This window comes from Streptomyces sp. NPDC054786 (assembly GCF_053611685.1).
Window position 1 is genome coordinate 33,749 of sequence record NZ_JBSHAW010000033.1, and the last position, 13,981, is coordinate 47,729.

Here is a 13,981-nt window from a genome sequence, read left to right on the forward strand (position 1 = left end):
CGTTCAGCCCTCGTCGGGCGGCAGGTCCCGCAGGAGCTCTTGCACCGTCTTCCGTACCGTCGAGCGCAGCCAGAGGTGCCCGGTGTCGGCCTCGTGGCGCGGGTGCCACGCCATCTCCATGGTCACCTGCGGCAGCGCGAACGGAATCGGCAGGGTGCGCAGCCCCAGCCCGCGGACCGTCGAGGCCCCGGCCCGTGCGTTGGCCAGGCCGACCGCATCGCTGTCCCGGACCATCATCAGCGAGGCGGCGAAGGTCGGGACGGTGGCGATCACCGTCCGCCGCAGCCCGCGTTCGGCGAGCGCCGCATCGAGGGGGCCGGTCAGCCGGCCGCGCCGGGAGAAGTTGAGATGCGGTGCGCCGGCGAACCGGCGCGCGGTGAGTTTCCCGGTCGTCAGCGGGTGCCCCTCGCGTACCACCGCAACCATGTCGTCGACGAACAGCTCCTCCCTGCGGATCTCCGGCTCGCGGCTGTCGATGACGCCGAGCTCCAGGTCCGCCGCGCCGTCCCGCAGCAGCGGCACATCGAGATGGCTCTCGCCCAGGAAGCGGAGCACGACCTGCGGGGCTTCCCGGGCGACGCGGGCGACCAGCCGCGGTCCGAGGGCGGTGACGAAGAGGTCATTGGCGTAGAGGGTGAACACCCGGGCCAGTTCGGCCGGGTCGGCCGGCGCGGACGGGGCCAGCACACCGTGCGCCGCCTCCACCAGCCGGCGCACCTCGGCCCTGATCTCCAGGGCGCGCGGGGTGGGCACCATATGACGGCCGGCCCGCACCAGGACGGGGTCGCCGATGGTGCGGCGGATGCGGCCGAGCGCGCGGCTCATGGCCGGTCCGGAGAGCCCGAGCCGGTCGGCAGCCGCGGTCACGCTCTCCTCTTCCAGCAGGGCATCCAGCGCCGTCAGCAGGTTGAGGTCGATGCTTGCGTTTCGCGCAATCATGGAGTGCATACCTTGCATTTGAGGTCAACTCACCAGGACTCTAGCGTCCCTGCCATGACCTCGACCGTTTCTCCTCCGGACTCCCCTCCCACGCCCGTTGACGCCCCGGCCCGGCGGCGCTCGGTGACGGCCGCGATGTGTGCCTGTGTACTGGTGGCGCAGTCGCTGGTGGCCGCGATGAACCTCGCGATACCCAAGATCGCCGCGAGCGGGCTGCACCCCTCCCCCGCCCAGTTGCTGTGGATCGTCGACACCTATGTGCTGGTCTTCGCGGGGCTGCTGATCCCGGCCGGTGCGCTCGGCGACCGGGTGGGCCGCAAGGGCGTACTGCTCACCGGGCTCGGCGTGTTCGCCGCGGGCGCGCTGCTGAGCGCGCTGGCGACCGCGCTGCCGGTGCTGCTGGCGGGCCGCGCCCTCTCCGGCGCCGGGGCCGCGCTCCTGGTGCCGGCGACCATGTCCGTACTGCTGCACTCCGCCCCGGCCGACCGCAAGGCCGGGGCGGTGGCCGCCTGGAGCACGGCGGTCGGCATCGGCGGGATGGCGGGCAACGCGGGCGGCGCGCTGATCCTGCAATACCTGCCCTGGCAGGGGCTGTTCTGGGGGTATGTACCCGTCGCCCTGGCCCTGCTGATCTGGGTCGCGACGGGCGCGCCCCGGGTTCCCCGGCAGACCGCGGCGCTCGATCTGCCGGGCTCGGCGCTGCTGGTCCTCGGCGCCGCCGCGCTGCTCTTCGGCATCATCGAAGGACCGGGCCTGGGCTGGGTCTCCGTCCCGGTGACCGGCGCCTTCGCCTTGGCGGTGGTGGTGTTCGCGGTGTTCGTACGGCACGGGCTGCGGGCCGCGCACCCGGTGCTGGACCCCCGGCTGTTCCGGCTGCCGCGGCTGCGCGCCGGCAGCATCGGTATCGCCGTCACCTTCTTCGGGATGTTCGCGCTCTTCTACGTCAATGCGCAGTTCCTGCAGTACGTGAAGGGGTACTCACCGCTGCAGACGGGCTGCGCCATCGTGCCGCTGGCCTTCGGGATGATGGCGGTGACGAAGTACGGCATGCGCGGGGCGCAACGGGCCGGCGAGGCCAGGACGGTCGGCGCCGGTCTGGCGCTGATCGCGGCCGGCCTGCTGCTGCTCTCCACCACGGACGCCCACACTCCGTACGTCCGCTACCTGGTGTTTCTCCTGGTGATGTCGGTCGGTGCGGGGCTGGCGATGCCGACGCTGTCGCATGCGATCGTGGCGTCCGTACCGGCCCGGCGCTCCGGAATGGGCTCCGGACTCCAGGGCGCGGCACGGGAGTTGGGCGCGGCGCTGGGGATCGCCGTGGTGGGCACCGTACTGTCCGTGCGCTTCGCCTCGGGTACCGGACACGGCGCCGCGGTGGCCGCCGCGTTCACCGATGCCATGGCGCTGGGCTACCGGATCGCGGCGGGCGTGGTGCTGGCGGTGGGCCTCGTCGTGGTGCGCGGTCTGCACACCGGCACACGGGCCGAGCGGGATCAGGGGCTTGACCTGAAGCGCGCTTGAGGTAGCAGCGTGGTCGCCATGGACACCGACACGATGCAGCGCCAACTGCGAGAACTGACCGACCGCGCGGAGCTCACCGACCTGCTGGACCGCTATCTCCGCTCACTGGACGAGGGGAGGTTCGACGAGGCCTGGGCCCGCGCCTTCCACACCGAGGACGTCACCGCCGAGCTGCCCATCGGCAGCGTCCACGGCCGCGACGCACTGTCGGCACAGGTCGGCGCCGCGATGGCCCTGTTCGACCGCACTGTGCACCTGGGCACCAACGCCGTCATCGAGATCGACGGCGACCGGGCCACCGCCCGCGGCGCGCAGCTGAGCACGCATGTTCTCGCGGACGGCTCCGAGGGGGTCTTCATCTCCGCGGGCCACGCCGACCACGAGCTGGTCCGGACCGCGGACGGCTGGCGGATCGCCCACTCGACGCTGCGCATCGTCTGGACACAGGGAAAGCCGCCGCGGGTGCCGACGGACGTCGGGGCGGGCGCCTGAGACACCCGCCCCGACGTGGACCGGGAAGAAGCAGGCCTCAGCCCGGCGCCCCCGAGCTGTACCGCCGCAGCAGCGGCGAGAGCACCAGGACGGACTTCGTCCGCTCCACGAACGGTTCGCCCGCGATCCGCTCCAGCACCCGCTCGAAGTGCCGCATGTCGGAGGCGAAGACCTGGACGACGGCGTCCGCCTCACCGGTGACGGTGGAGGCGGACGCCACTTCCGGGTAGCGCGACAGGCCGCGGTGGATCGCCTCGGGCGAGGTGTTGCGGCGGCAGTAGATCTCGACGAACCCCTCGGTCTCCCAGCCGAGCGCGGCCGGATCGACCCGTACGGTGAAGCCGGTGATCGCGCCGTCGGCCCGCAGCCGGTCCACCCGCCGTTTGACGGCCGGTGCGGACAGCCCGACCTCCTGGCCGATATCGGCATAGCTGCGGCGGGCGTCCTCGGCGAGGGCGTGGACGATGCGTTCGTCGAGATCGTTCAGTCGCACTGCGGGTGGATCACTTCTCTGCGGTGGCCAATCGGGAACGGCGCATGCCGTAACCGAAGTAGACCACAAGGCCCACGGCCATCCAGACACCGAAGACCACCCAGGTCACGGCGCCGAGGCTGCCCATCATGTAGAGGCACAGCAGAAAGCCGATCGCCGGGAAGAGCGGCGAGAGCGGGGTACGGAAGCTGCGCGGCATATCGGGCCGGGTGCGGCGCAGCACGATCACCGCGATATTGACCAGCGCGAAGGCGAACAGCGTGCCGATGCTGGTGGCGTCGGCCAGCTGGCCCAGCGGCACCGCGGCGGCGAGCACCCCGCAGAACAGCGAAACGATCACGGTGTTGGCGCGCGGCGCACCGCTCTTCGGGTGCACCTTGGCGAACACCTTCGGCACCAGCCCGTCCCGGGACATCGCGAAGAGGATGCGGGTCTGGCCGTAGAGCACGGTGAGCACGACGCTGGCGATGGCGATGACCGCACCGAAGGCGAGCAGTACGGCCCAGAAGCTCTGGCCGGTGACATCCTTCATGATCCCGGCCAGCGCGGCCTCCGAGCCCTTGAACTTCTGCCAGGGCATCGCGCCCACGGCGATGGCCGCGACCAGGCAGTACAGCGCGGTGACGATCACCAGCGAGAGCATGATCGCGCGCGGCATGTCGCGCTGCGGGTTCTTGGCTTCCTCACCCGCGGTGGAGGCGGCGTCGAAGCCGATGTACGAGAAGAAGAGGGTGGCGCCGGCGGCGCTGACACCCGCCATGCCCATCGGCATGAAGTTCGCGTAGTTGCCGGACCGCACACCCTGCACGGCAACGCCGCAGAACAGCAGCAGCGCAACGATCTTGACGACGACCATGATCGTGTTGGCCCGGGCGCTCTCCTTGGCCCCGCCCAGCAGGAACACCATCGCCAGCAGCACGACCAGCAGGGCCGGCAGGTTGAAGATGCCGCCGTCACCGGGCGGCTGGGACAGCGCGTCCGGGATGGTGAATCCCAGCGTGCCGTCGAGCAGTTCGTTCAGATACTGGCCCCAGCCCACGGCGACGGCCGCGACCGAGACGCCGTACTCCAGGATCAGACACCAGCCGCAGACCCAGGCGACCAGCTCACCGAGGGTGGCGTAGGCGTAGGAGTACGACGAGCCGGAGACCGGGATGGTGCCGGCCAGCTCCGCATAGGACAGCGCGGAGAACAGGGCGGTGATACCGGCGATGACGAACGAGATGATGACCGCGGGTCCGGCGTCCGGGACGGCCTCGCCGAGGACCACGAAGATGCCGGTGCCGAGGGTGGCACCGATGCTGATCATGGTCAGCTGCCACATGCCCATCGAGCGACGGAGCGATCCCCCCTCGCCCTTACCGCCCTCGGCGACCAGCCGCTCGACGGGCTTGCGCCGCATCAACCGGGTGCCGAGGCCTCCGGAGGAGGGGGGCCGGGGGTCGCTGGCCCCTGAGGGTGGGGCTGCGCCGTGCTCCAACACTGGGGTGGCTCCTTTATCGCTGCCGATCGGATGACGATACGGATGACGGCGACCGGCAGCGGTCGGTACAAGGGCATGCCGAAGCACCCCGCAGCAGGAGACCGCCGAGCAGACGGACTCCGTCACTCCACGTATAGCGCTTGACCTTACGGCCCGCCGCTGACCTGCCGTAATGCAGGTTCCTTGCGCAACTGCGAATGATCGTTGCGCACCCGCGCGGCGGGCGGTGGTTCATTGCGCGCTTCGGTCCGATCGTACGGGTTCGGGCACGGTGGCCGAGAACCGGGCCGGGGGCCGCGATCATGCGACCGGCCCCGCACCGAGTCGGTGCGGGGCCGGTGAGCGGCGGTGCCGGGGCGGTGGTACGTCCCGTGGGAGGTCAGTTCCAGCTGTCGTGCAGCGGCTTGCCCTCGGCGTAGCCGGCGGCGCTCTGCACACCGACCACGGCCTTGTCGGCGAACTCCGCCAGGGAGGCGGCACCCGCGTAGGTGCAGGAGCTGCGGACCCCCGCGATGATCGTGTCGATCAGGTCCTCGACACCGGGGCGCGCCTGGTCGACGAACATCCGCGAGGTGGAGATGCCCTCCTCGAAGAGGCCCTTGCGGGCCCGGTCGTAGGCCGACTCATCGCTCGTACGGTTGCGCACCGCACGCGCGGAGGCCATGCCGAAGCTCTCCTTGTACGGCCGGCCGTCGGCGGTGTGCTGGAGGTCGCCGGGCGATTCCAGGGTGCCGGCGAACCAGGAGCCGATCATGACGTTGGAGGCACCCGCGGCCAGCGCCATCGCGACATCGCGGGGGTGGCGCACCCCGCCGTCCGCCCAGACGTGCTTGCCGAACTTCTTTGCCTCGGCGGCGCACTCCAGGACCGCGGAGAACTGCGGCCGGCCGACGCCCGTCATCATGCGAGTGGTGCACATCGCGCCCGGCCCGACGCCGACCTTGATGATGTCCGCACCGGCCTCGATCAGATCGCGGACGCCCTCGGCGGCGACGATATTGCCCGCCACGATCGGGACCTGCGGGTCCAGCCCACGCACGGCCTTGACCGCGGCGATCATCGACTCCTGGTGACCGTGCGCGGTGTCCACGACGAGGGTGTCCACGCCGGCGTCCAGCAGCGCCTTGGCCCGGCCGGCCACATCGCCGTTGATGCCGACGGCCGCCGCGATCCGCAGCTTGCCGTTGGCGTCGGTGGCGGGGGTGTACAGGGTGGCGCGGAGCGCGCCCTTGCGGGTGAGGATGCCGACCAGCATGCCGTCCGCGTCGACCGCGGGCGCGAGCTTGCGGTTGGCGGCGTCGAGGCGGTTGAAGGCCTCCCGCGGGTCGATGTCCGCGTCCAGGACGAGCAGGTCCCTGGACATGACCTCGGCCACCTGGGTGAAGCGGTCCACGCCGGCCAGGTCGTGCTCGGTGACGACGCCGACCGGGCGGCCGCCCTCGACGACGATGCCCGCGCCGTGCGCCCGCTTGGGCAGCAGCGCCAGGGCGTCGGCGACGGTCGCGACCGGGGACAGCACGATCGGGGTGTCCAGGGCCAGATGGCGGCGCTTGACCCAGGTCACGACGTCGGTGACGACATCGAGCGGAATGTCCTGCGGAATGACGACCAGGCCACCACGGCGGGCAACGGTCTCGGCCATCCGGCGGCCGGCGATCGCCGTCATGTTGGCGACCACGAGGGGGATGGTGGTACCGGTCCCGTCGTGGGAGGACAGATCCACTCCCTGGCGGGATCCCACGGCGGAGCGGCCGGGCACCATGAACACATCGTCGTAGGTCAGGTCGTAGGGCACCGAAGAACTCTCTTCGAGCGCGCCGTTCTTCGGATTGAGGAATCGCATACAGCCAGGATACGGGCCCTGACCAGGGCTCATATGATGATCCGAGCCATCCCTCGGCCGTGTGTGCGATCCCCCAAAGGGCGCTGTGCGGGGTGAGATGTCCACGCCAGGACGGGGGTGATCGGACCCCCGGCGGGCCGCCCGGCATCGTCGCCGGTCAGGCCCGGTACGGCACCGCTACACGCCCTGCCGGTCCCGCCCCCTGGCCATGATCACGGCCAGGCCGGTGTCCGTGTCGCGCCAGTAGCCCACCGCATCCGCCAGTACGCCCTCGACGATGCTCCACTCCTCCGGCGCCGCGGCCGCATAGCCCTGCCAGCCCGTCACGACGAGCAGCCTGCCACGGTCGGCGGGGCACCAGGACAGATCGGTGAGGCAGTCGGCGAGCGCGTCCCAGTTGCGGCCGAACCACTCCGGCAGCCGCAGTGCGCGGGCGCACCGGTCCATGAAGTCGGCCTTGTCCACGACCCCCTCCAGATCCAGCGACGTGCCGGTCCAGCCGGCGTCCCGCGCGGCGGCCAGCGCCTCCGCCACGGAGCGCTCCGCGGGCCAGGGCAGCACCCCGGGTGGCGTACTGCCGTCGAGCACCGCCGCGAGCGGCCGGGGCACAGAACCCGTCATCGAAGCACCGCCTTGAAGGTCCGGTAGTGGTCGTCGGTGTAGTACGTCTCATGGGTCTGTCCGGTGACGAGCCGGCGGGCTCCGCGGTCCGGGGAGCCGGGGGTGGGGACCGTGTACTCGTGGTAGTAACCGCGGGGCTGACGGGGCAGCAGCCGCTCACGGTTGCCGAACACGGTGCCGTCCTGCGGGTAGCGGAAGGGCCCGCCGGTGTCGATGAGCCGGAGGGTGTCCCGCGCCTGGGAGGGCAGCGCGCCGACCGGGACGACGGGCCTGCCCTGCGCCCATTGCGGAACGCCGGAGGGGCTCGGGGCATCCGCGACGGCCGTGGCGGTGGACCGCGGCGGTCCGGGCGAACTCCCCTTGGTGCCACCGCCCGTGGCACACCCGGCCAGCACGAGGAGCAGCCCGGCGAGCAGCGCGCCGAGGACCGCGGCGGCTCGGCGCGGAGCGGAGCGGATCACCATGCGCCGATGCTGTCACAGGGCCGCGCAGGCTGCTCGTCGATGACCGCCCCCGGTGTGCACGGGGCGGGGCGGCGGGATGGGCACGCACGGCCGTCCGCGCCGTGTCCCGCTCCGGCGGAGGTCACGCCCCGTCAGGATCCGCCCGGTCGAGTGCGGGGCGCGGGCCGGGGCCGGTCTCCAGGAGCAGATGGTCGGCGGCGGCGGTGTCCGTGACCAGGCTCGTCACCAGCCCGGAGCGCAGCACCGCGCCGATCGCCTCGGCCTTGCGTCGGCCGCCGGCGATGGCGACGACCTCCGGGATACGGCGGAGCCGGTCCGCTTCGACGGTGATGCACCGCTCGCCGAGGTCCCGGCCGATGCGCCGCCCCTCGGCGTCGAAGAGGTGCGCCGACATCTCGGCGGCCGCACCCAGCGAGGCGTAGTGCTCCCGCTCCTGCTCCGACAGCATGTCGTAGACGGTCGAGACGCCCGGCTCCCAGGAACCGATGGAGACACAGGCGACGGTGACCTTGTCGAAGTACTCGAAGGCGCGGGCGATCCCGGTCTGGCGGCGCAGCGCCTCGGCGGTCGCCGAGTCGGGCAGCAGCATCGGCGCATAGATCGGATGCGCCTCGCCTCCGGAGACATCGGCCGCACGGCGCACCGCCTCGACCGAGCCGCGGTCGGCGGTGCCCGCGTCGTACACACCGGTCAACTGCACGACGGTGCACGGCGGGAGGCGGTGCAGCGCGGCCGCCATATGGATGGTCGACCGGCCCCAGGCCAGCCCCAGCACATCGCCCTCGGCGACCAGCTCGCCGAGGAGATCGGCCGCGACCTCGCCGAGGTTCTCCGGGTCGGCGGCATCCTCGGGCGGCGTCTGGCCGCCGAAGGCGGGGGGAGCGTCCGCGGGCGACTCGACGACCACCGCGTGCCGCAGGCCGTAGCGGGCCCGCAGGGCGTCGGAGCGTTCGGCGTCCAGCTCGGAGGGCACCCGGATCTCGATCCGTACAAGATCACGTTCCAGGGCGGTCTCCAGCACCCGGGCGACCTTGAACCGGCTGACGCCGAACTCCTCCGCGATCTGGATCTTCGACTTGTTCTCAAGATAGAAACGGCGGGCCATGGCCGCGGCCTGCACCAGCTCGGCAGGGCCCATTCCGGACTGTGGGCGGCTGGCTACCACGAATTTCTCCCCTTTTGCGCATCTGATCGAGTCTTTGCTCATCCTTTCAGAAACCCGGCGGCAACGGGGACCATCACTCCCCCGACCCTCGTGAACGCTCGGTTGCGCCCCGCACAACCGGCGGCGCGGCCCCGCCCCCACGCGGATTCCCGTGGCGTGAAACAGCCGGGCCGCCGGGCCCGCCCACCGCACTCAGTGCGCGCAGCCCCAGCCCGCCGCGGCGGTCGCCGACTCGGCCTTCTCGCGCAGGTCCCGGACGGCCTTGGCCGGGTCGTCCGCGCCGTACACCGCGGAGCCCGCCACGAACACATCGGCGCCCGCCTCCGCGCACCGCTCGATGGTGGCCGCCGAGACCCCGCCGTCCACCTGGAGCCACAGCTCCAGACCGTGCCGGGAGATCAGCTCACGGGTGCGGCGGATCTTGGGAAGCATGATGTCCAGGAACGGCTGGCCGCCGAAGCCCGGCTCCACGGTCATGATCAGCAGCATGTCGAGCTCGGGGAGCAGATCCTCGTACGGCTCGATCGGCGTGGCCGGCTTCAGCGCCATCGACGCCCGCGCACCCTTGGCCCGGATCTCCCGCGCCAGCCGCACCGGCGCGGCCGCCGCCTCCACGTGGAAGGTCACGGACCCGGCCCCGGCCTCGATGTACTGCGGCGCCCAGCGGTCCGGGTCCTCGATCATCAGATGCAGATCGAGCGGGGTGTCCGTCGCCTTGCTCAGCGACTCGACAACCGGCGCACCGAGGGTGAGATTCGGGACGAAGTGGTTGTCCATGACGTCGACGTGCAACCAGTCGGCGCCCTCGACGGCCCGCGCCTCCTCGGCGAGGCGGGCGAAGTCTGCGGACAGGATGCTGGGGTTGATCAAGGCCATGCCCCCAGTATGGCGTGCGGGCCGGGAATGGTCGGAGGCGGGACGGAACGGGGCCGGACGGGGAGCCGGAGCGGGCCGAGCGGGGCGCCGAAGAGGGCCGAGCGGGTTCGGTCGCCGGCCGTCGCGGCTCCGCTTCCCGAGGAGAGCGCGAGGCGAGCGGGTACGGCCGGAGGCAGCGGACGCCCCCTCCGCTCACCTTGTTCGTGCCCGCGCAGGTGCCCGGAAACGGGCAGACCTCGTGGGCGTCGCGGTCCGCTCGATGCTGTTCCCGTTCGCCCTGGGCACCGGGCCGGGCATCCGGTGGACCCCGCCAAATCCCAGGCGAATCCGCTGAGTTCGGAGCGGTTCACGGGGCTCGCGCCATCCGTGACGGCGTGCCCCGTACTCACGTGGATCATCGAGAGCCGCGGCATCTCCCGGACACCGCTCGGCCGGACAGCCCTGGCGGCCGGAGCACAGCACGCCGATGCCTCTCCCCCGGCGCCCCGGCGACCCGAGCTGACGGCGAGCTGACGCCGGGCCGGCCGACGGGCCGCACCGGCCGGCTTCGGCCCGGTACGGCGGCGGCCGACGGAACCCGTCAGCCCTGCGACGACGCTTCCGGCTCCGCCTGCCGCCCCGTCCCGTACCGCCCTCAGCCGGTCCGTCGCAGCAGCGCCAGGTACATCGCGTCCGTGCCGTGCAGATGCGGCCACAGCTGGACGTCCGGGCCGTCACCGAGTGCCGGTACGCCGGGCATCAGCGGCCGGGCGTCGATCCACTCCACCTGCACCGGCTCGCCGCCCCGCCCCTTGAGGACGTCGTCCACCACGGCCCGGGTCTCGGCGGGATGCGGCGAGCAGGTCGCATAGCCGACGACACCGCCGACCCGCACGGCCGCGAGCGCCTGTCGGAGCAGCTCGCGCTGCAGCGGGGCGAACCCGTCCAGATCCTCGGGGCGACGCCGCCAGCGCGCCTCCGGCCGCCGGCGCAGCGCCCCCAGACCGGTGCACGGCACATCCACCAGCACCCGGTCGAAGACGCCGGGCCGCCAGGCCGGGCGGGTGCCGTCGGCGGCGATGACCGCGTACGGACCGGGGTTGCCGTCGAGCGCCCGCGCCACCAGGCGTGCGCGGTGCGGCTGCTTCTCCGAGGCCAGCAGGGCGGCACCGCGCTGCGCCGCGAGCGCCGCCAGCAGCGCCGCCTTGCCGCCGGGGCCCGCGCAGCCGTCGAGCCAGGCGCGGTCGGGGCCCTCGACGGGCGCGTTCGCCAGCGCGAGGGCGACGAGCTGGCTGCCCTCGTCCTGCACCCCGGCACGCCCTTCGCGGACCGGCTCCAGGGCGCCCGGCTCACCGCCCTCCGCCAGCCGCACCGCATACGGGGACCAGCGCCCGGGGAGCGCGCTCTCCTCGCCCACCGCCGCCACGAGCTCCTCGGCGGTGGACCGGCCGGGCCGGGCCACCAGCGTCACCTCGGGGCGTTCGTTGTCCGCCTCCAACAGGTCCTCGATACCGGCCCGGCCGCCGCCGAGCGCGTCCCACAGCGCCGAGACGACCCAGCGGGGGTGCGCATGCACGATGCCGAGGTGGTCCTCGGGGTCCGCGTCGTACTCCGGGGCGACCCGCTCCAGCCAGCCGTCCAGGTCATGGGCCGCGATCTTGCGCAGCACCGCATTGACGAACTTCGCCCGCCCGTCACCCAGCACCACCCGCGCCAGCTCGACGCTGGCGCTCACCGCGGCATGCGTCGGAATGCGGGTGCCGAGCAACTGGTGCGCCCCGAGGGTCAGCACGTCCAGGACCGGCGGGTCCACCTCCCGCAGCGGCCGGTCGACGCACTGCGCGACGATCGCGTCATACGTCCCCTGCCACCGCAGTGACCCGTAGACCAACTCCGTCGCCAGCGCCGCGTCCCTGGCGTCGAAGTCACCGCCCTCACGCGCCTTGCGCAGCAACGGCGGCAACACGAGATTCGCGTACGCGTCCCGCTCGTCGACGGCCCGCAACGCCTCGAACGCGAGGATCCTGACCGGGTCCTTCTGCGGGCGGCGATAGGGCTTGCTGGGGCGACGACGCGGCTGCTGACTCACAGAAAAGGTGCTCCGGATACGAGATGAGGGTTCCGTCCCAAGCCTACGCGGGCGCGCGGCCCGCACGCGCGGGGAGGCCGGACGGTGAACCGGGGCCGCCATCCGCCGGCCGTCGGCCCCAGGACGGGGACGGGCCCGGACGGCCGGGGCTCAGTCCCCCAGCCGCTCCCCGCTCTCGATTCGCACCCCGCGCGCCCAGTCCGCCGCCTGCATCGGCTTCTTGCCCTGCGGCTGGACCCAGATGAGTTCTACGGGGTGGCTGCCGGTGCCGACGTACACCGCCTTCTTCGTGACGGCGAGTTCGCCGGGCGCCAGGACGGGCTCGGTGTGGCCCGCGGCGGAGGCCGCGGACATCAGCTTGAGGCGCTCGCCACGGAAGACCGTCCAGGCCCCGGGCGCGGGCGCACAGCCGCGGATCACCCGGTCGACCCGCAGCGCGGGCGCCGTCCAGTCCACCTTGGCGTCCTCGACCTCGATCTTCGGCGCGAGCGTGACACCCTCGGCCGGCTGCGGCACCGCCTGCAGCGTGCCGTCCTCGATGCCGTCCATCGTCGCCACGAGCAGCCCGGAACCGGCGAACGCCAGCCGGGTGAGCAGGTCGCCGCTGGTGTCCGTCGGCCGGACCTCCTCGGTCAACACCCCGAAGACCGGGCCGGAGTCCAGGCCGGTCTCGATCTGGAACGTCGAGGCGCCGGTCACCTCGTCCCCCGCCAGCACCGCATGCTGCACGGGCGCCGCGCCCCGCCACGCGGGCAGCAGCGAGAAGTGCAGATTGACCCACCCCATGGCGGGAATGTCGAGCGCGGACTTCGGCAGCAGCGCGCCGTAGGCGACCACCGGGCAGCAGTCCGGCGCGATCTCCCGCAGCCGGGCCAGAAAGTCCTCGTCGCGCGGCTTGAGAGGCTTGAGCACCTCGATGCCCGCCTCCTCCGCCCGCTCCGCGACGGGGCTGGCGACCAGCTTCCGGCCGCGTCCCGCGGGCGCGTCGGGCCGGGTGACGACGGCCACGACCTCGTGCCGGTCCGAGGCGATCAGGGCATCGAGGGCGGGTACGGCGACCTCGGGGGTGCCGGCGAAGACAAGCCTCATGGGTGGCGATCTACCTCTCACACGCAGCGGAACGACTCACCAGTCTATGGGCCCCGTCCCAGGCCATGGGCGGTGGATCCAGGGGGCGTACAAGATTTCCCGCGCCTCGTACGGAAGCTCGTGCGCCCCCATACCGTGACCAGAGCCGCTGCTGTCGCGTTGGTCAAACAGCATTGACCCGGACCGGGCCGCTTTGACGGCCCGCTCGCTTTCATCCTTCCTTTTCCACGCCGGTTCGAGAGGCTTGCTCATGGCCGACCACGCAACCCACGACGCCCAGGCGCGCGCCAGCCTGCATCTCCTGGTGCGGGACATCGAGCGGGTGCGCCGGCAGGTGGACGCACTGCGCACGCTGACCGCTCAGCTCGGCAACGTCTACCGGCCGCGGCGCACGGGCCCCTCCGCGGGCTTCGTCGTCTACGGACGCGCGCCCGCCCCGACGGTGCGCCTCGCCCAGGAGTTGCGGGACAGCGTCGAAACACTCGTCACGGCCGCGGTCGACTTCGACCGTTCGCTGGGATTCTCCTGGGACGCGGTGGGCTCGGCGCTGGGCGTCACCAAACAGGCGGTGCACCGCCGTTACGGTGCCCGCAGAGCCGCCGCCCAGCCCACCGCTGAGAACAACGGCGGTGAGCCGACGGTGCGTTCACCCGATTCCGCCGCGACCCGTGCGGTCACCATGGCCGCGGGCCTTTCCGGCTCCCCGTCCGTCCCTGCCGCCCGTTCCCTGCATGCCCAGCCCTCCGCGGTCTCCCGCGACGAGCCGGCCCGCCCGGGCGCCTTCCCCGGTCCCCGCAACGGCTGAACCACCCCGGCACCGAGCGCCCTCCGCTCCTTCGTCGCTCGCCAACGCCCCGGGACCACCCGCCACTTCGGGGTCCCGGGGCGGCGCCATGTCCGGGAGCGCCGGGACGCAGGGCGTCGGAT

At 72.5% G+C, this 13,981-nt stretch carries 13 protein-coding genes; 3 read left to right on the plus strand and 10 right to left on the minus strand.

All coding sequences use genetic code 11. The features are described from left to right. Nucleotides 1-3: 3 nt before the first annotated feature. On the minus strand, nt 4-939 hold the full coding sequence (locus ACWGI6_RS26240) for a LysR family transcriptional regulator (RefSeq protein ID WP_453269787.1): 936 nt from the start codon (nt 937-939) through the stop codon (nt 4-6). Nucleotides 940-993: 54 nt separating this feature from the next. Here ACWGI6_RS26240 and ACWGI6_RS26245 point away from each other — a divergent pair, with 54 nt between their 5' ends. Both ACWGI6_RS26245 and ACWGI6_RS26250 read left to right on the plus strand, forming a co-directional pair. Beyond that, nucleotides 994-2,460: an MFS transporter gene (locus tag ACWGI6_RS26245; RefSeq protein WP_453269788.1), complete on the plus strand. Its 1,467-nt coding sequence runs from the start codon at nt 994-996 to the stop codon at nt 2,458-2,460. A gap of 18 nt (nt 2,461-2,478) precedes the next feature. Further along, nucleotides 2,479-2,952: a nuclear transport factor 2 family protein gene (locus ACWGI6_RS26250; RefSeq protein ID WP_453269789.1), complete on the plus strand. Its 474-nt coding sequence runs from the start codon at nt 2,479-2,481 to the stop codon at nt 2,950-2,952. Between the two features lie 37 nt (nt 2,953-2,989). Here ACWGI6_RS26250 and ACWGI6_RS26255 read toward each other — a convergent pair whose 3' ends face one another. From ACWGI6_RS26255 to fmt, 9 genes are all read right to left on the minus strand, one after another. Continuing rightward, nucleotides 2,990-3,445: an Lrp/AsnC family transcriptional regulator gene (locus ACWGI6_RS26255; protein WP_393906049.1), complete on the minus strand. Its 456-nt coding sequence runs from the start codon at nt 3,443-3,445 to the stop codon at nt 2,990-2,992. Nucleotides 3,446-3,455: 10 nt separating this feature from the next. Continuing rightward, nucleotides 3,456-4,928 (minus strand): amino acid permease, encoded by a 1,473-nt coding sequence (locus ACWGI6_RS26260; protein ID WP_453269790.1) that lies wholly within the window; start codon nt 4,926-4,928, stop codon nt 3,456-3,458. 379 nt (nt 4,929-5,307) lie between these two features. Next, nucleotides 5,308-6,771: a GuaB1 family IMP dehydrogenase-related protein gene (locus ACWGI6_RS26265; protein WP_453269791.1), complete on the minus strand. Its 1,464-nt coding sequence runs from the start codon at nt 6,769-6,771 to the stop codon at nt 5,308-5,310. Nucleotides 6,772-6,948: 177 nt separating this feature from the next. Then, entirely contained in the window at nt 6,949-7,392 is a 444-nt protein-coding gene (locus ACWGI6_RS26270) for a barstar family protein (protein ID WP_393906052.1), read from the minus strand. Then, the gene (locus tag ACWGI6_RS26275) at nt 7,389-7,856 is read right to left on the minus strand and encodes a ribonuclease domain-containing protein (RefSeq protein ID WP_453269792.1); all 468 of its coding nucleotides are present in this window, start codon (nt 7,854-7,856) and stop codon (nt 7,389-7,391) included. Before ACWGI6_RS26275 ends, ACWGI6_RS26270 begins: the two co-directional genes overlap by 4 nt. 121 nt (nt 7,857-7,977) lie before the next feature. Continuing rightward, nucleotides 7,978-8,994 (minus strand): sugar-binding transcriptional regulator, encoded by a 1,017-nt coding sequence (locus ACWGI6_RS26280; protein ID WP_393906054.1) that lies wholly within the window; start codon nt 8,992-8,994, stop codon nt 7,978-7,980. A 219-nt stretch (nt 8,995-9,213) separates the two neighbouring features. Next, complete coding sequence (gene rpe / locus ACWGI6_RS26285; RefSeq protein WP_453269793.1) at nt 9,214-9,897, minus strand: ribulose-phosphate 3-epimerase; 684 nt, start codon at nt 9,895-9,897, stop codon at nt 9,214-9,216. Between the two features lie 634 nt (nt 9,898-10,531). Next, nucleotides 10,532-11,965 (minus strand): RsmB/NOP family class I SAM-dependent RNA methyltransferase, encoded by a 1,434-nt coding sequence (locus ACWGI6_RS26290; protein ID WP_453269794.1) that lies wholly within the window; start codon nt 11,963-11,965, stop codon nt 10,532-10,534. 150 nt (nt 11,966-12,115) lie between these two features. Continuing rightward, entirely contained in the window at nt 12,116-13,054 is a 939-nt protein-coding gene (gene fmt / locus ACWGI6_RS26295) for a methionyl-tRNA formyltransferase (RefSeq protein ID WP_393906057.1), read from the minus strand. Between the two features lie 250 nt (nt 13,055-13,304). On the opposite strand from fmt, the gene ACWGI6_RS26300 reads away from it, so the two are divergent. Then, on the plus strand, nt 13,305-13,859 hold the full coding sequence (locus ACWGI6_RS26300; RefSeq protein ID WP_453269795.1) for a hypothetical protein: 555 nt from the start codon (nt 13,305-13,307) through the stop codon (nt 13,857-13,859). Nucleotides 13,860-13,981: the final 122 nt, after the last annotated feature.

Bases quoted from the DNA above. Each gene is read 5' to 3' on its own strand.
- ACWGI6_RS26240 (WP_453269787.1), bottom strand. From the start codon at position 939: ATGATTGCGCGAAACGCAAGCATCGACCTCAACCTGCTGACGGCGCTG.
- rpe (WP_453269793.1), bottom strand. From the start codon at position 9,897: ATGGCCTTGATCAACCCCAGCATCCTGTCCGCAGACTTCGCCCGCCTC.
- fmt (WP_393906057.1), bottom strand. From the start codon at position 13,054: ATGAGGCTTGTCTTCGCCGGCACCCCCGAGGTCGCCGTACCCGCCCTC.
- ACWGI6_RS26265 (WP_453269791.1), bottom strand. From the start codon at position 6,771: ATGCGATTCCTCAATCCGAAGAACGGCGCGCTCGAAGAGAGTTCTTCG.
- ACWGI6_RS26300 (WP_453269795.1), top strand. From the start codon at position 13,305: ATGGCCGACCACGCAACCCACGACGCCCAGGCGCGCGCCAGCCTGCAT.
- ACWGI6_RS26280 (WP_393906054.1), bottom strand. From the start codon at position 8,994: ATGGGCCCTGCCGAGCTGGTGCAGGCCGCGGCCATGGCCCGCCGTTTC.
- ACWGI6_RS26270 (WP_393906052.1), bottom strand. From the start codon at position 7,392: ATGACGGGTTCTGTGCCCCGGCCGCTCGCGGCGGTGCTCGACGGCAGT.
- ACWGI6_RS26250 (WP_453269789.1), top strand. From the start codon at position 2,479: ATGGACACCGACACGATGCAGCGCCAACTGCGAGAACTGACCGACCGC.
- ACWGI6_RS26275 (WP_453269792.1), bottom strand. From the start codon at position 7,856: ATGGTGATCCGCTCCGCTCCGCGCCGAGCCGCCGCGGTCCTCGGCGCG.
- ACWGI6_RS26245 (WP_453269788.1), top strand. From the start codon at position 994: ATGACCTCGACCGTTTCTCCTCCGGACTCCCCTCCCACGCCCGTTGAC.